The sequence below is a fragment of the Pseudomonas rhizophila genome (assembly GCF_003033885.1).
GTDB lineage: Bacteria > Pseudomonadota > Gammaproteobacteria > Pseudomonadales > Pseudomonadaceae > Aquipseudomonas > Aquipseudomonas rhizophila.
In genome coordinates this window covers 2,919,822-2,934,630 of sequence record NZ_CP024081.1, presented here as the reverse complement: position 1 = coordinate 2,934,630, position 14,809 = coordinate 2,919,822, and the positions used below count along the sequence as shown (strand labels likewise).

Annotated in this window: 18 protein-coding genes; 9 read left to right on the top strand and 9 right to left on the bottom strand. The window is 59.6% G+C overall.

All coding sequences use genetic code 11. The features are described from left to right. Positions 1-48 precede the first annotated feature (48 nt). Together CRX69_RS13850 and ppnP are read left to right on the top strand one after the other, a co-directional pair. Positions 49-591: a 3'-5' exonuclease gene (locus tag CRX69_RS13850; RefSeq protein WP_047226403.1), complete on the top strand. Its 543-nt coding sequence runs from the start codon at positions 49-51 to the stop codon at positions 589-591. Positions 592-686: 95 nt separating this feature from the next. Further along, positions 687-971, top strand: coding sequence for a pyrimidine/purine nucleoside phosphorylase (ppnP, locus tag CRX69_RS13845; protein ID WP_047226402.1), 285 nt, complete (start codon positions 687-689; stop codon positions 969-971). Positions 972-1,097: 126 nt separating this feature from the next. On the opposite strand, the gene CRX69_RS13840 is transcribed toward ppnP, so the two are convergent. Continuing rightward, on the bottom strand, positions 1,098-1,907 hold the full coding sequence (locus tag CRX69_RS13840; RefSeq protein WP_076385687.1) for an MOSC domain-containing protein: 810 nt from the start codon (positions 1,905-1,907) through the stop codon (positions 1,098-1,100). Between the two features lie 71 nt (positions 1,908-1,978). Next, positions 1,979-2,902, bottom strand: coding sequence for a chemotaxis protein CheV (locus tag CRX69_RS13835; protein WP_076385689.1), 924 nt, complete (start codon positions 2,900-2,902; stop codon positions 1,979-1,981). A 480-nt stretch (positions 2,903-3,382) separates the two neighbouring features. Between CRX69_RS13835 and CRX69_RS13830 the strand changes: the two genes are divergently transcribed. The 3 genes from CRX69_RS13830 to CRX69_RS13820 all read left to right on the top strand — a co-directional run bounded on the left by CRX69_RS13830 (position 3,383) and on the right by CRX69_RS13820 (position 5,636). Then, the gene (locus CRX69_RS13830) at positions 3,383-3,853 is read left to right on the top strand and encodes a hypothetical protein (protein WP_047226399.1); all 471 of its coding nucleotides are present in this window, start codon (positions 3,383-3,385) and stop codon (positions 3,851-3,853) included. Positions 3,854-4,086: 233 nt separating this feature from the next. Further along, positions 4,087-4,980 carry a sensor histidine kinase gene (locus tag CRX69_RS13825; protein ID WP_107322180.1) on the top strand — a complete coding sequence of 298 codons (894 nt, stop codon included), beginning with the start codon at positions 4,087-4,089 and terminating at the stop codon, positions 4,978-4,980. Next, positions 4,977-5,636: a response regulator gene (locus tag CRX69_RS13820; RefSeq protein ID WP_047226397.1), complete on the top strand. Its 660-nt coding sequence runs from the start codon at positions 4,977-4,979 to the stop codon at positions 5,634-5,636. The genes CRX69_RS13825 and CRX69_RS13820 overlap by 4 nt, the downstream gene beginning before the upstream one ends. Here CRX69_RS13820 and yegS read toward each other — a convergent pair. Further along, a complete protein-coding gene (yegS, locus tag CRX69_RS13815; RefSeq protein ID WP_047226396.1) occupies positions 5,620-6,537 on the bottom strand; it encodes a lipid kinase YegS in 918 nt (305 codons plus the stop codon). The genes CRX69_RS13820 and yegS overlap by 17 nt on opposite strands. A gap of 343 nt (positions 6,538-6,880) precedes the next feature. Here yegS and CRX69_RS27880 point away from each other — a divergent pair, with 343 nt between their 5' ends. Then, positions 6,881-7,189 carry a hypothetical protein gene (locus tag CRX69_RS27880; protein ID WP_225248412.1) on the top strand — a complete coding sequence of 103 codons (309 nt, stop codon included), beginning with the start codon at positions 6,881-6,883 and terminating at the stop codon, positions 7,187-7,189. 61 nt (positions 7,190-7,250) lie between these two features. On the opposite strand, the gene CRX69_RS13805 is transcribed toward CRX69_RS27880, so the two are convergent. Both CRX69_RS13805 and moaB read right to left on the bottom strand, forming a co-directional pair. Continuing rightward, complete coding sequence (locus tag CRX69_RS13805) at positions 7,251-8,438, bottom strand: molybdopterin molybdotransferase MoeA (RefSeq protein ID WP_177513941.1); 1,188 nt, start codon at positions 8,436-8,438, stop codon at positions 7,251-7,253. 22 nt (positions 8,439-8,460) lie between these two features. Beyond that, positions 8,461-9,000, bottom strand: coding sequence for a molybdenum cofactor biosynthesis protein B (moaB, locus tag CRX69_RS13800; RefSeq protein WP_047226393.1), 540 nt, complete (start codon positions 8,998-9,000; stop codon positions 8,461-8,463). Between the two features lie 78 nt (positions 9,001-9,078). Here moaB and mobA point away from each other — a divergent pair, with 78 nt between their 5' ends. Then, positions 9,079-9,681, top strand: a complete 603-nt coding sequence (gene mobA / locus CRX69_RS13795) for a molybdenum cofactor guanylyltransferase MobA (RefSeq protein ID WP_107322178.1) — start codon at positions 9,079-9,081, stop codon at positions 9,679-9,681. Between the two features lie 76 nt (positions 9,682-9,757). Beyond that, complete coding sequence (locus CRX69_RS13790) at positions 9,758-9,979, top strand: YgdI/YgdR family lipoprotein (protein WP_047226391.1); 222 nt, start codon at positions 9,758-9,760, stop codon at positions 9,977-9,979. A 78-nt stretch (positions 9,980-10,057) separates the two neighbouring features. On the opposite strand, the gene CRX69_RS13785 is transcribed toward CRX69_RS13790, so the two are convergent. From CRX69_RS13785 to CRX69_RS13775, 3 genes are all read right to left on the bottom strand, one after another. Continuing rightward, complete coding sequence (locus CRX69_RS13785; RefSeq protein ID WP_047226390.1) at positions 10,058-10,948, bottom strand: pseudouridine synthase; 891 nt, start codon at positions 10,946-10,948, stop codon at positions 10,058-10,060. 70 nt (positions 10,949-11,018) lie between these two features. Beyond that, complete coding sequence (locus CRX69_RS13780; RefSeq protein ID WP_047226389.1) at positions 11,019-11,339, bottom strand: transcriptional regulator; 321 nt, start codon at positions 11,337-11,339, stop codon at positions 11,019-11,021. Positions 11,340-11,431: 92 nt separating this feature from the next. Then, complete coding sequence (locus tag CRX69_RS13775; protein ID WP_047226388.1) at positions 11,432-11,671, bottom strand: glutaredoxin family protein; 240 nt, start codon at positions 11,669-11,671, stop codon at positions 11,432-11,434. Positions 11,672-11,862: 191 nt separating this feature from the next. Here CRX69_RS13775 and CRX69_RS13770 point away from each other — a divergent pair, with 191 nt between their 5' ends. Next, the gene (locus tag CRX69_RS13770; RefSeq protein ID WP_047226387.1) at positions 11,863-13,575 is read left to right on the top strand and encodes a cation:proton antiporter; all 1,713 of its coding nucleotides are present in this window, start codon (positions 11,863-11,865) and stop codon (positions 13,573-13,575) included. Between the two features lie 2 nt (positions 13,576-13,577). On the opposite strand, the gene CRX69_RS13765 is transcribed toward CRX69_RS13770, so the two are convergent. Then, positions 13,578-14,786 carry an ammonium transporter gene (locus CRX69_RS13765; protein ID WP_047226386.1) on the bottom strand — a complete coding sequence of 403 codons (1,209 nt, stop codon included), beginning with the start codon at positions 14,784-14,786 and terminating at the stop codon, positions 13,578-13,580. Positions 14,787-14,809: the final 23 nt, after the last annotated feature.

Genomic DNA, 14,809 nt, shown 5'->3' with positions numbered 1-14,809 from the left:
TTTGACTACGCTCAAACCCATCAGCACGCCGATACCGGGAACCTTGCGATGCCTCACTGGCTGGTGATTGATTTGGAGGCCACCACCGATGAAGGTGGCTGGCCGGTAACCGAAATGGAAATTATCGAAATCGGCGCCACGCTGGTGAATCGGGATGGCCGCGAGCTGGACCACTTCCAGCGGTTCGTAAAGCCGTTGAGGCGCCCGTTGCTCACACCTTTCTGTCGCGAGCTGACCCATATCACCCAGGCCAATATCGACAGCGCCGCGCCTTTGACCGAGGTCTGGCCGGCGTTCGAACGCTGGCTGGCGCAGTACCACGCGAACCTGGAGAGCTGGGTCAGTTGGGGCGATTACGACCGCAAGCAATTGCTTCAGGAATGGCAGCATCAGCGGTTGCACAGCTTTCTCGGCCAAGTGCCGCACATGAACCTCAAGCAGCGCTTCGCCAAAGCCCGCCGGCTGGAGCGACCACTGGGGCTCAACGGGGCGCTGCAACTGGCCGGCCTGCAATTCTGCGGTCAACAACACCGGGCCCTGGAAGATGCGCGCAATACGGCGCGGTTACTACCCCTGGTACTCCCAGGCTGAACGCGAGCCACGACTGCGGCGCGGCAGATGACGAACGTTGAAGCCTTGTGCATACTGGCCGGCCTTTTCCAGCCCCTTTTTTCGAGGAATCGCCCATGTTTAAAGTCAACGAGTACTTCGACGGCACCGTCAAGTCGATCGCTTTCGGCACAGCCGAAGGCCCTGCGACCATCGGCGTCATGGCTGCGGGCGAATACGAATTCGGCACGGCCCAGCGGGAAATCATGCACGTCGTCTCCGGCGCCCTGACCGTGAAACTGCCCGACAGCACCGACTGGGAAACCTTCGAGGCCGGCAGCCAGTTCAATGTACCGGCCAATAGCAAGTTCCAGCTCAAGGTCGCCGTCGACACCGCCTACCTGTGTGAATACCGCGGCTAAGCCTGTGGCGAGGGGCGGTGCGACGTTTCGCTAAATCCCCTCGCCACAAAAGCCCCGGCGTGGCATCGGATAATGAAAAATGCCCGTGTCCAGTGGACACGGGCATTGTTTTTTCAAAAGCGGTGTTTATTCGAGCACTTCAACCGGCATACCCACTTCAAGCCAACCATTGCTGTCATTGACCAGGTTCTGGCCGAACATCGCACCGTCCGGTGTCGAACGATACTGCTGCAGCGTGGCGAAGGGTTCGCGGTCAGGGTCGCGTTCGCCGGTTTGCGGGTCGACCGTGGTCATGATGCAGCGTGAGCAGGGCTTGACCAGCCGGAACTCCACATCGCCGATACGAATGCGCTTCCAGCCATCCTCGGCAAATGCCTCACTGCCCTCGATAACCAGGTTGGGACGAAAGCGCAGCATCTCCAAAGGGCGGCCGACCCGATCGGACACGTCCTGCAAAGAGGCCTGGCCGATCAGCAGCAAGGGGAAACCGTCCGCGAACGCCACCTTGTCGTCATCCTTGCCGTAACCGGCGGCGGTGGTGCGCGCCAGTTCCACCGGAACGTGAACCAGCCGGGTGGGCTTGCCGATGAACTCGCTGACCCAGGCCGCCGCCTCGTCACCGGCATCCGGTACGCGCAAGGTGTCGCGCCAGATGATCACTCCGCGCCGTTGCTCTTCGTCAACAGGTGGCAGGGGCACATCCAGGGTGGCAAAACCTGGCGCACTGAGCGTCAGACCGCCGGCCTCATTCCACAATGCCGAGAGCTGGCTCATCTGGGTCACCGCCCGCTGGGTCAGGAAGCGCCCGGTGCCCTCGTCCACCAGCATCCAGCGCCGGTCACCGTCCAGGCCCAGCTTGTCCAGGCCTATGCCTTGCAGGAGCTGGCCCTTGCCGGACTTCAACGGATAACGATACAGCGCGCTCAGCCGCAACATGGTCGACTTCCCCGGTGACGAAAAAACGCCACCTTATACGAGCCGGCCATTGAAGCAAACCATGATCAGCCTCAGTCGAGCATCAGTCGCTGGCGCACCACATCAACCAGCTTGTCCGGCTGGAACTTGGAGAGGAAGTTGTCGCAGCCGACCTTCTTGACCATCGAATCGTTGAAGCTGCCGGACAGCGAGGTGTGCAGCACCACGTAGAGCCCGCGCAAACGTGGGTCGTTGCGGATCTCGGTAGTCAGGCGATAGCCGTCCATTTCCGGCATTTCCGCGTCGGTGAAAATCATCAGTAATTTGTCGGTCATCACTTCGCCAGTATCGGCCCAGGCCTTGAGCATGTTCAGGGCTTTCAAACCGTCGCTGGCAACGTGCATCTTCACACCCAACTGACCCAGCGTATCGCGCAGTTGAGAGAGCGCGACATTGGAGTCGTCCACCAGCAGCACTTCGCGCCCACGGGCGCGCTCCAGTACCGGATCCTCGAGTTTGTCCCGGGAAACCTTGGCGTTGTAAGGCACGATTTCGGCCAGGACCTTTTCCACGTCGATGATTTCCACCAACTGGTCGTCAACCTTGCTGATCGCCGTCAGGTAGTGCTCACGCCCGGCGCTGGTCGGGGGCGGCAAGATGGCTTCCCAGTTCATATTGACGATGCGGTCCACGCCGCCCACCAGGAACGCCTGAACCGAACGGTTGTATTCAGTGACGATAATGGTGCTGTTAGCTCCCGGCACCAGCGGACGCATACCGATGGCCTGGGACAGGTCGATCACCGGCAATGTCTGGCCCCTCAGATTGACTACACCGCACACAAACGGATGGCGCTGCGGCATCAACGTCAGCTTCGGCAACTGCAGTACTTCCTGGACCTTGAACACGTTAATGGCGAACAACTGCCGCCCTGCCAGGCGAAACATGAGAATTTCCAGGCGATTCTCACCCACCAGTTGGGTTCGTTGATCTACTGTGTCGAGAATGCCGGCCATCTATGACTCCTGGGCTTGTTCGGATGAATCCATGAAGGAGATATCGGCCGTGCAGACGGGATCTTGACCCCTGTATAAAATCTCGCGCAGGGCATTGATGTCACATTAGCATCATGCTTTACTTGCTTCACGGATTTCATCCCCCAGCTCTGCCGCTGCGCGACCTCAGTTTGCGCACAAAGTTCCCCCGCCTAGGGGTTTCCCCTAGGGACAATCAGGTCCAACCTGATATTCCCGCTATCCAATAGCCATTAATGTGACGCCATTCTCATTGCTGAACGGAGTCAGGCCTTTGTGCGCGACCGCAGGACACCGGACTTCCAGCCATTTGGCCGATCCCGCCAGTGCAATCGTTTGCGCGCATGCCTTTGTCTACGGGCGAAAGAGTGCCTGCGGGTCTTCGTTAGTTGCCGGCCGAGAAGTCCAGCCGTTCGCCACACGCGATTTTCTTGCGTCTGACATGATGTTGTGGAGATAAGCATGCCGAACGATCGTAAAAACTGGAATCAGCGCCTTCCCGAATTTCTGATCGAGGCCGAAACGCTTTTGGCCAAGTCAGAGGAATGCCTGACCCATCTGCAGCTGATCAACGACGACAGGGACGCCATTGATTGCATGCTCAGCACCTTGCTGAAGCTGGCAAACAAGGCCGACGCCCTGGCGCTGGAAGCCATTTCAGAATTTTCGCTGCATATCCATGGCTTGCTCAGCAACGCGCAGAGTCACGTTGAATTGCATGAGCAGGCGCTGGGCGCGCTGAAGGATTGCTTCACCCTGATGGCCTGGCAACTGGAACTGGTCGATCACACCACCGGCCAGCTCAGCCTGGACAGCAGCGAACAGACCTCGTTGATCGAAGCCTTTGCCTTCCAGGTAGGCCAGAGTCCTGGCCAGACATTGCCTGCTTCGCGCCCCCTGGGTTTGGTGCCCTACTCACAAAAGCAGGCCTGAGGCCGATGAGTGCGGTTCGACCCGATGCGGCTGACACTTGGCACTTTCACGCCACCATGCTGAACGCGACCAACGAAATATGAAGTGGTACTATCTCCCGCGTCAGAGGCTTCAAGATAGTGGCATTAAGCCGCCAACTGAGGCCATCTTCGACCTGAAACGTTTATCCGTCCCGGCCTGTCAGATACGCTGACCAGCCTGCCCGCAGCGAACATTCATTGGCTCCATCCGTCATGTACGCCAGCCTCAAGTCAATCATCACCTGGCCACCCTCCCGAGAAAATGCCCGCCGTTTCACGTTGTTGTTGTGCGTCTGCTCGACCCTTGGCAGCCTGCTGGCCTATCTGTTCGCCTCGACCGTCCCGTTGAGTTTGCTGGCGCTCAATAGCGCAGCCATGACCTGTGTCTGGATCCAGCATCGCCTGTCACACAAATCCATCAAGTTCCAGCCCCAGGAATTGGCCGATCGGTTGCTTGAGGTCCAGGAAAACGAGCGTCACCGGCTCAGCCGTGAATTGCACGACGATATCGGCCAGTTGCTGACCGCGGCCAAACTGCAAAGCGAATGGCTCAAGCGCCGTATTCCGGAAGAACTGCACGGCCAGTGCACGATCCTCTGCGAGACGCTGGACGAAACGCTCAACAAGGTTCGCGACGTATCAGCCATTCTCAACCCAAGACAACTGACCAGCCTGGGACTTGAAGCCAGCCTGCGCGCGCACCTGCTCAAGACGCTGGCTAATACGCCGCTGAAATGGAGCCTGGACTGCCAACAACGCATGACCGGCATCCCTGAGGAAATGACGGTCGCCGCGTTTCGAATCACCCAGGAAGCCGTGACCAATATTTTGCGCCATGCCCAGGCGAAAAACCTGCTGGTGCGCCTGCAACGCTTGCCCGAAGGCCTGACCCTGTTGATCAGTGACGATGGCAAGGGATTCGTCCCGGCCTCCCACCCCGCTCATGAAGGACAACGCGGCATGGCCGGCATGTCGGAGCGGGTTGAACAACTGGGCGGCACCTTGAAGGTCATCAGCGAGGCCGGCAAAGGCACCCATATTGAGGCAAGCTTTCCCTGGACACCTCGCGCCCTGGAACGGGCCAGCAAGAATAAGGTTCTCCATTGATTTGTAATTTGCTTCTGATAGATGACCACTCGCTGATCAGGGCCGGTGTGCGCGCCCTGGTCATGGATCTGCCCGGATATGCCGTGATCGGCGAAGCCAGTGACGGGACGCAATTGCTGGAACTGGTTGAACGGCTGGTTCCAGATATCGTCTTGCTGGATATCTCCATGAAAGACACCTGCGGCCTGGACGCGCTGCAACAGCTCAAGCGCGTGCGTCCCCAGAGCAAAGTGCTGATTCTGTCGATGCACACCGATCCGGCGTTAATCATGCAGGCGCTGGAATCCGGAGCCCATGGCTATCTGCTCAAGGACACCACCGCCACCGAGCTGGAACACGCGCTGGAAGCGCTGCGCAACAACGAACGCTACCTGAGCCCTGCCATTGCCCACACCGTGATCAACCAGGCACTGACCCGTACCCAGAAACCGCAACCCGATCCTGGCCAAGCTCATAATCTGACCGCCCGCCAGTTGGAGATCCTGCGGCTGATCGTGCGTGGCAAGTCCACCCGGGAAATCGCCAACGGCCTGAGCTTGAGCATCAAGACCATAGAAACCCACCGGGCGCAAATCATGAAACGTCTGCAGATCCATGATGTGGCCGGACTGGTGCTGTTCGCCGTGCGCGAGCAGATCATCAGCCTGGACGATTAAGCGCCACCGAGGTACTCAGCAAAGGCGAATCGGCGGGCAGGTGAACACGCAGCGCTTTGGCCTGCACAGTGAAACGCAAACTGTCGACCTGCAACGGTTCGCCATCAAGATTGATATCCAGGCCTTGAGCGACCTTGATTTCCACCCATGGCAGGCGTGCGCGCACGAACATGTTGTCGATCCCCAGGCCACCGGCCAGCAAATCCTTCAGGGTGCTGACCACTTCCTGAGGCGCCGGCAGGACACTGATGTCCAGCAATCCATCATCGACCAGCGCCTCAGGGCACAGTACATGCCCCCCTCCGGCCTGCCGGCCATTGCCGATGCCCAGCGCCAGCAAATCGCCCTGCCAGTGGAAATCCGGGCCCTGCAGCTCACCGTAGGCCGCACTCAGCTCACTGAAACGTGATAAACCGGTGAACAAATAGGCGGCGCCACCCAAGACCTTTTTCAAGTCCTCGGAGGTGTTCGCCGTCACTTGGCTGCCAAAACCGCCCGTGGCCATATTCAGGAAGATCTGACCGCCCACTTCGCCCAAATCGATGGCCTGGGGCGTCACATCCAGCAGATCCAGGGCCTGCTCCGGCTCCAGCGGGATACCGGCGGCACGGGCAAAGTCATTGGCCGTACCCAGCGGCAGCAATACCAGGCTGACCTCACTCGATTTACGCACGATCGCCTCGGCGATATCACGCAAGGTCCCGTCCCCACCGCCGGCGATCAGCGTCGTGTAACCGGCATCCAGCGCCTCATCGACACAGCGTCGGGCATCGCCGGCCTCCCACGTCACTCGGACCGCAAGGTCCCAGCCCTGCTTGCGCTTGAGCATCACTGCGGCGCGAACCTCATCGTTGAGCGCTTGCTTGCCATGCAAAATCAACAGCGCCTTGCCTTTGCTCATTGTTATCTCCGTCATGGGAAGGTTCAGAGAATGGGACCACTCACACGGCCGAAAAAGCCCGGACCGATTCAAATTAAATAAAAGACTGCGCCGCGCGCCCATGGGGAAAACCGGCGGACAGCCCCCGCCGCCCACTTCTCGACTCGAAGAATTTTCTTACAAGAACTGGCGAATCAGCTCAATTGACCCGTCAACGGTATTGAGACACTTTGGTGCTCTGTTGTGCTGGATCGTTTAAATGCTCATTACACAAGGATGTCTTAACCCATGGATGGATACATCACGGCCCGCAGGGGCCGGAACAGTGGTTCGAACAGTTATGGCCAAGGGGATGAAGCGCCCCATGCATAGCCATAAATACAAGCTGTCGCCCCGGCAGCTCGCATCATTTGGAAGCGAACAGGCCAACGTTCAAAACGAATGCAAAAGTTGCAGTAATCCCGCAGGAGGAATTGATTTGGAACCGCGCGTCGTTGAACTGGAAACTCACCTTAAATACATCCGTAAAGACATGGATGAAATCCGAACCGATGTGAAGGTCATCCGCCACAGGCTCGCCTATTCAGCAGGCGCAGCAGCGGTGGTCTTTGGCCTGCTGGGCTGGATTGCGAACAGTCGATTCGATCAACTGGTCATGCTGCTCTCGCGATAAAGCCGATGGGCATGAAAAGCCCGAGCACTCGACTCGGGCCGGATACCCCAGTGCCGCAGCGCTAGCCCAGGACCTCGCTCAAGGGAATAAAACCCACTTCGTCGCCTTCGACCAGGGTTCGCCCCTCAAGCACCTCAACCAGTCCTTCAGCCCAGGCCGCGCTGCGCAGCACACCGGAGCTTTGATTGCGGTAGATGATCGCCCGACCGTTCTCGAGGCGACCTCGCAAGTATTCTCGTCGACCGCCTGCCTTCGGCCAGTCGAAGCCAGCCGGTACCTTGAACTTGAGCGGCGTTACCGCCTGAACACCCTGGCGGCGTAACAAGTAAGGCCGGGCTAACAATGCGAACGTCACCAAGGTCGAGGCAGGGTTTCCGGGCAGGCCGATCACAGGCACACCACGAAAATGCCCGAACGTCAGCGGTTTCCCAGGCTTGATGGCAAGCTTCCAGAGCGCGAGTTCACCCTCCTCGCGCAAGGCGGTCCCCAGGAAGTCAGCCTCCCCCACCGATACGCCGCCAGTGGACAGGATCAGATCGACATCCGACAACTGCCCCAGACGCTGGCGGGTGGCGGGCAAGTCGTCGGGCAGAATACCTGCGTCGACCACCTCACAACCCAGCTGCTGCAACCAGCCACAGAGCAGTACGCGATTGCTGTTATAGATCTGGCCAGGGCCCAGCGCCTGACCTGGCTCTACCAGTTCGTCACCGGTGGAGAGCACTGCAACACGCACCTTGCGCACCACCTCCAGCGACGCGCAGCCAAGAGACGCCGCCAGCCCCAGTTCAATCGGCCCCAGGCGAGTACCGCAGGAAAGAACCGTTTCTCCGACAGTTGTCTCCTGCCCCTGCGGGCGGATGTTTTGCCCGCTCACCATGGGCTCGGTAAAGCGTACGCGCAGGTCATCTTCAACCACGGCGTTTTCCTGCATCTCGACGCAGTCAGCGCCGGCAGGGACAGGCGCTCCGGTGAAGATCCGTGCACAGGTTCCTGCAGCCAGCGGCTCCGGGGCCTGGCCGGCGAAAATTCGCTGACTGACCACCAGGGGCTCACCTGTGCAGTCAGCCAGCCGCAACGCGTAGCCGTCCATGGCGCTGTTGGGCCATGGCGGCAAATCAAGGGTCGATACCAGATCTTCTGCAAGCACCCGGCCTTGCGCCGCGGCCAAAGGCAAACGTTCACGCTGGACAATCGGCGTAGCCGCCGCCATCTCGAGCAAACGCTCCAACGCCACCTCCACGGCCATCAAGGCACCGGCCTTGCCCGGTTTACCCACGGGATTCACAAGGCGCTGCCTGTTTCAGATGGGCCACGAAGTTACACGGACGATGCCGCGCATCCAGTTGCTCGGCCAGTATCCCGTCCCAGCCAGTACGCACCGCGTTGGTTGAGCCAGGCAGGCAACAAACCAGCGTGCCATTGGCCAGACCTGCCAGCGCCCGAGACTGGACGGTGGAAGTGCCGATGTCCGCCACCGATATTTGGCGAAACAGTTCACCGAAGCCGTCGACCTGTTTGTCCAGCAGGCACGCGACGGCTTCCGGAGTGCTGTCGCGTCCCGTGAAACCGGTGCCGCCAGTAATCAGCACCACTTGCACGACGTCCTCGGCGATCCAGTTCGCGACTTGCGCGCGGATCTTGTACAAATCATCTTTGAGCAGAACCCGCGCCGCCAGGTTGTGACCGGCCGCCGTGAGCCGATCGACAAAGACCTGCCCCGACGTATCGGTTTCAAGGGTGCGGGTATCACTGACTGTCAGCACCGCGATATTGAGCGGCACGAAAGGTACATCAGCCTTGGCTTTCATAGGCTCGTCCAGTTGTAGAGGAAACAGCCCGGTGTTATATCACAGCGCTTCATTTTTTCGCCCGTGCGGAGACACACCATGACCTCGAATACTTCCCCGCCATCATGCTCCATCCTGCTGCTGGCGGGGGGGCGCGGACAACGCATGGGCGGGCAGGACAAAGGCCTGTTGCAGTGGCAGGGCGAACCGTTGATCGCCCATCTGCATCGACGGACACGCGCACTGAGCGACGACCTGATTATCTCCTGCAACCGCAATCCGGAACGCTATGCGCTGTATGCCGATCAATTGGTGCATGACGATGAAGGGGGCTTCCCCGGCCCGTTGGCAGGCATCCGGGCGGGCCTCAAGGTGGCACGATACCCTTCTCTGCTGGTGCTGCCGTGTGATGTACCGCAGATCGACTCCAGCCTGCTCGACAGCATGCTCAGCGAGGCGAGCCAGCATCCCGACAAGCCACTGATGGTACGTCATGGTGAACATTGGGAACCGTTGCTGTGCGTCATTCCTGTGGCGCTGGCCCCGGCTTTCGAACAGGCCTGGAGCGAAGGCGAACGCAGCCCGGGCCGCATCATGCGGGCGTTGCATGCGACTGCACTGCAATGCCCTGCCAACGATATTCGCCTGGCAAATCTGAACACGCCGGAACTGCTCAGCGGCCACAAAGGTGTGTCAGATTGACACTAGCCAGGAACTTGCGCGCGCTGTATACGTCTGAAGGTCAGTAACTTGAAGAATCCTATTTCGGAGAAACACCATGACTCAACGGACCCTCGCCACTTTCATGCTCGCACTGGGCCTCGCCACTCTCGCCGGGTGCGCATCGCCAACAGTGATTACCTTGAATGACGGTCGCGAAATCCAGGCCGTCGACACCCCCGAGTACGACGAAGACACCGGCTTCTACGAATTCGAGCAACTGGACGGTAAAGAGACTCGCGTGAACAAGGATCAGGTTCGTACCGTTAAAGACCTGTAACCCTCAACGCCACAGCCAGCTACAGAAAAGCCCGCGATACTTGCGGGCTTTTTGATGCCTGTTCGAAAGTCAGCCCGATTACCACTGCAAGCTGATATCGCTTTGAAAAACACGTTCCTGGCCGGTGACAGGATCGATAAAACTCAACCCCTGGGCCAGCAGCTTGAGCGGGTTGGCGTAATCGTCCTCCACGTCCCGCAGCACGTCCGGGTAGAACGGATCGTTACAGATAGCCGCCCCGAGGGCATTCATATGCACTCGCAACTGGTGCTTCTTGCCCGTGACCGGAGACAGACCGTAGCGCCACAACTCGCCGTTCTTTTCCAGGACTTCGATGGCCGTTTCGGTATTGGGCTCGCCCGGCCCTTCCTGCATCCGGAAGAACGGCTCGCCATCGATCATTCGGCTCTTATGCACCCGAGGAAAGGTCATCTGAGGTAACGCAGGGGCTATGGCCTGGTAGCGTTTCTCGATTTTGCGCGTTGGAAACAGCGACTGATAAGCCGAACGGGTCTGCGGGTTGGCTGAAAACAGTACCAGCCCCGCCGTATGCCGGTCGATACGGTGCAAGGGCACCAGATGGGGATTGTCCAGACGTCGGATCAGACGTCGCAACAGGGTCTGCTCGACATACTCGCCCGCTGGAGTGACAGGCAGAAAATGCGGCTTGTCTGCTACCACCAGATGTTCGTCGGCATACAGAATCGATTCCACGACCGGGATCGGCTTCTCGTCAGGCACCTCACGAAAGTAGTGGATGCGCAGGCCTTCCCGGTACGGCAGGTCGGCAGCAATGGCCCTGCCCTCGCCGTCCAATACCCGCCCCCGGGTGATGCGGTCCAGCCACTGCTCGCGACTGATGGTGCTGAAATGCTCGCACAGGCACTCCAGCACCGTCTGCCAGGAGCCGGGCGGAAGATACAAGGTACTGGCCTGATGGTGAGCGGCGCAAAATGATGACCGGGACATTGAAAACTCTAATCTTTTGGCAGGGCGGCATTATCCGCCAGCCGCCCATGTCAGCCCAGCAATGATTGCTTCACGCCGGGATCGACGTCGTCTTTGCTGCCGCTTCAGTGAACTCCTTCAACCAGCGCAGCACTTCCACCGCCTCCCAGCGACCCGGATCGTACAACGCATACAACAGGCCCTGGTAACCCACCACATCCAGTTGCTTGTGGTAGCCGGCACGCTGGAACAGTGCTTCGATCTCGGCGAAGCAGGTGTTGAAATGCAGTTTGTTGAAGGGCGTCTTGCCTTCGGTTACCAGCCCGTCCAGGCGCAACTCCTGGACCGCCTCGCGCACAACGTCCACGGACATCCTGTTCACGCTGTTTTTCAGTTGTTCGACATTGACCAAGGGACGCACTCCAGATAACTGTATGGGCATACAGTAACCGAAGAAGGGGATTTTCGCCAATGGCAGTGCCCGGACGCGACGTATGGCAGGCTTCAACTCAGGAAAGCAGCCACCTGATCAGCATCGTCAAAAGGCCAATCCAGTTCCGCGCCCGTATCGATCCGGCGCAGGACCGGGATTCGCAGCCCATAACGTTCGGACAAAACCTCGCTCTCGGCGATATCCACCAGCTCCACCAACAATCCATGCTCGACGAAAGACATCAATACACCTTCGGCAACTTCACAAAGATGACAACCCAGGGTGCCGAACAACTGGCATTCAGGAGGCATGGCAGGTAGACCCACTAAAGAGAGACGGTCATTCTAGGCCCACCCTGCAAAACCGTCGAGCCGGGTAGAAAATCTGACAGTGCTTCGGTAAAACGCTGTGCAAATCATTGAGCGCCAATACTTTTCCGGCAATGCCCGGCGCTTATTTTCCTTCTACGCTGTGTGGCGCAAACCTTGAAACGGAGTACCCCTTGTTTGCCAATCTGCTGATCATTCTTGCCTCGTCCCTGGTGGTCATCGCCCTGTTCAGGCGACTGCGCCTGCCGCCGGTACTGGGTTATCTGTGTGTCGGTCTGGCGGTCGGCCCCACCGCCCTGGACTGGGTGAACGACAGCGAGGAACTGCCAGACCTGGCCGAGCTCGGGGTGGTTTTCCTGTTGTTCTCGCTGGGGCTGGAGTTCTCCCTGGCGAAGATGATCGAACTGCGCAGGGTCGTGTTCGGCCTTGGCAGCCTGCAGGTGCTGTGCTCAGGGATACTGCTGGGCAGTCTGCTGCTGCTCTTCGGCGCCCCGCCTGTCGCGGCCATGCTGCTCGGCGCCGGGCTGGCCTTGTCCTCCACCGCTATTGTCAGCAAGGAGCTGACCAGCCTGGGGGAAATATTCAGCAGCCATGGCCAGAACGCAATCGGTGTGCTGCTGTTTCAGGATGTCGTCGCGGTGTTGCTGTTGACCCTCGTCCCCGTGTTCGCCGGCAGCAGCGAGCAACCATGGTACTGGGCGTTGCCCCTGACCCTGGGCAAGACCCTGGTGCTGTTCGGCGGTTTACTGCTGGCCAGTCGTCTACTGCTGCCGCGGCTGTTCCATGAAGTGGCCGAATCCCGGTCCGCTGAGCTGTTCGTGCTGCTGGCCCTGGTGATCGTATTGCTGACGGCTTGGCTGACCCATCTGCTGGGTCTGTCACCGGCGCTTGGGGCGTTTCTGGCAGGCATGTTGTTGGGGGAAAGCCATTACCGACATCAGATCGAGGCAGACATACGGCCGTTCCGCGACATTCTGCTGGGGCTGTTTTTCGTCAGCATCGGCATGCTGATCGATCTGCAGTTGTTTGTGGAGGACGGCTTGCTGATCCTCGGCTTGACCCTGGGATTGATGCTTATCAAAGGCTGCGTGGTCGCAGTGCTGGTGAAATGGCAAGGGGACGACGGCGAAACCTCCTGGCGCAGTGGCCTGGCCCTGGCCCAGGGCGGCGAATTCTGTTTTGCCCTGATGGCACTGATGCAGCAGAACCGCCTCATGCCCGCCGACATCAGCGGCCTGCTGCTGGCAGCGACCTTCTGCTCGATGCTGCTGACGCCACTGCTGTTGCGTGCCGCGCCGCGCATTGCTGCCCGCCTGCACCGCAAACCCAACGAAGAGGCACAGCTGGACCAGATAAGCGCACTCAACGCCGATTTGTCGGGTCATGTAGTCATTTGCGGGTATGGTCGCGTCGGCCAGTCAATCGGCAGGTTTCTACGCAGGGAACACCAGGCGTTCGTGGCCCTGGACGACGATCCAGTCATCATTCAGGAAGCCAGCGTCGGGGAAAGCTGCGTGCACTATGGGGATTCACGCCGAGGCGACCTGCTGGCCGCCGTCGGACTGAGTCGCGCCAAGCTGCTGGTGATCGCCGTGGACAAAACCGACATCGCCATCAGCGTGCTCAAGGAAGCCCGCCGGCTCAATCCCCAGGTGCCGATTCTGGTGCGTACCCGCGATGACAGCCAATTGGCGGAGTTGCAGGCTGCCGGGGCCAGCGAAGTGGTCCCGGAGCTGCTGGAGTCAAGCCTGATGCTGGCCTCCCACGCCCTGATCATGCTCGGGCTGCCGAACCAGCAGGTCCAGCAGCATGTGGATCAGGTCCGCCACGACCGCTATCGCTTGCTACACGGTTTTTATCCTGGGAATCAGGACAAAGAGCCTTAGGATCAGTCCTGACTGACCGCGCCGATCTTGTGGATCGAAAGGTCGGCGCCGTAATACTCCTGCTCCTGAGTCAGCCGCAGTCCCACCACAGCCTTGATCGCACCATAGACCGCGAACCCGCCGCACAGGGCAACGACAACGCCCAGCGTGGTGCCGATCAGTTGGCTGATCAAACTGACCCCGCCCAGGCCGCCCAGAGCGCTCTGGCCGAAGATCCCGCAAGCAATGCCGCCCCAGACACCACACAACCCGTGGAGCGGCCAGACACCGAGCACATCATCGATCTTCCACTTGCCCTGGGCCGCGGTGAAAAACCAGACAAACAAGGCACCGGCGATAGCTCCGGTCACGAGTGCGCCGATCGGGTGCATCAGGTCCGAACCGGCACAGACCGCTACCAGCCCGGCCAACGGACCGTTGTGCAGAAAGCCGGGGTCATTGCGTCCGACGACCAACGCCGCCACGGTCCCGCCGACCATGGCCATCAATGAATTGATCGCCACCAACCCGCTCACCGCCGGCAGCGTCTGGGCGCTCATCACGTTGAAGCCGAACCAGCCGACAATCAGGATCCACGAACCCAAGGCCAGGAAAGGAATACTCGATGGCGCGAACGCCACCAGACGACCGTCGCGGTAACGGCCGTTACGCGGCCCCAGCAAGAGCACGGCCGCCAGCGCCAGCCATCCGCCCATGGCATGCACGACCACCGAACCGGCAAAATCATGGAAGCCAGCGCCGAACTGGGCTTGCAACCAGGCCTGCAGGCCGAAATTGCCATTCCAGACCACGCCTTCGAAGAATGGATACACAAACGCGACGATCAACACCGTGGCACACAACTGAGGGGCAAATCGGGCACGCTCGGCAATACCGCCGGAAATGATCGCCGGGATCGCGGCGGCGAACGTCAACAGGAAGAAGAACTTCACCAGGCTGTAACCATGATCGACGTTGAGCGCCGCAGCAGGTTGCAGGAAGGTCACGCCGTAGGAAACCCAGTAGCCCACGAAGAAATAGGCCAGGGTGGAGACGGCGAAATCACTGAGAATTTTCGACAGTGCATTGACCTGGTTCTTCTGTCGGACAGTTCCCACTTCAAGGAACGCGAAACCGGCGTGCATCGCCAGAACCATGACCGCACCGAGCAAAATGAACAGCGTGTTGGAGCTGTGGACCAGAGTGTCCACAGCGCTTTGCATATTTTCCATGGTTGGCAGACCTGAAAAGTTGA

What these genes read in the sequence shown, in the direction of transcription:
- moaB (WP_047226393.1), bottom strand. Translation starts at nt 9,000, where the DNA reads ATGAAAGCCAAGGCTGATGTACCTTTCGTGCCGCTCAATATCGCGGTG.
- CRX69_RS13850 (WP_047226403.1), top strand. Translation starts at nt 49, where the DNA reads ATGCCTCACTGGCTGGTGATTGATTTGGAGGCCACCACCGATGAAGGT.
- CRX69_RS13830 (WP_047226399.1), top strand. Translation starts at nt 3,383, where the DNA reads ATGCCGAACGATCGTAAAAACTGGAATCAGCGCCTTCCCGAATTTCTG.
- CRX69_RS13765 (WP_047226386.1), bottom strand. Translation starts at nt 14,786, where the DNA reads ATGGAAAATATGCAAAGCGCTGTGGACACTCTGGTCCACAGCTCCAAC.
- CRX69_RS13785 (WP_047226390.1), bottom strand. Translation starts at nt 10,948, where the DNA reads ATGTCCCGGTCATCATTTTGCGCCGCTCACCATCAGGCCAGTACCTTG.
- mobA (WP_107322178.1), top strand. Translation starts at nt 9,079, where the DNA reads ATGACCTCGAATACTTCCCCGCCATCATGCTCCATCCTGCTGCTGGCG.
- CRX69_RS13775 (WP_047226388.1), bottom strand. Translation starts at nt 11,671, where the DNA reads ATGCCTCCTGAATGCCAGTTGTTCGGCACCCTGGGTTGTCATCTTTGT.
- CRX69_RS13805 (WP_177513941.1), bottom strand. Translation starts at nt 8,438, where the DNA reads ATGGCCGTGGAGGTGGCGTTGGAGCGTTTGCTCGAGATGGCGGCGGCT.
- CRX69_RS13835 (WP_076385689.1), bottom strand. Translation starts at nt 2,902, where the DNA reads ATGGCCGGCATTCTCGACACAGTAGATCAACGAACCCAACTGGTGGGT.
- ppnP (WP_047226402.1), top strand. Translation starts at nt 687, where the DNA reads ATGTTTAAAGTCAACGAGTACTTCGACGGCACCGTCAAGTCGATCGCT.
- yegS (WP_047226396.1), bottom strand. Translation starts at nt 6,537, where the DNA reads ATGAGCAAAGGCAAGGCGCTGTTGATTTTGCATGGCAAGCAAGCGCTC.
- CRX69_RS13840 (WP_076385687.1), bottom strand. Translation starts at nt 1,907, where the DNA reads ATGTTGCGGCTGAGCGCGCTGTATCGTTATCCGTTGAAGTCCGGCAAG.
- CRX69_RS13825 (WP_107322180.1), top strand. Translation starts at nt 4,087, where the DNA reads ATGTACGCCAGCCTCAAGTCAATCATCACCTGGCCACCCTCCCGAGAA.
- CRX69_RS27880 (WP_225248412.1), top strand. Translation starts at nt 6,881, where the DNA reads ATGCATAGCCATAAATACAAGCTGTCGCCCCGGCAGCTCGCATCATTT.
- CRX69_RS13790 (WP_047226391.1), top strand. Translation starts at nt 9,758, where the DNA reads ATGACTCAACGGACCCTCGCCACTTTCATGCTCGCACTGGGCCTCGCC.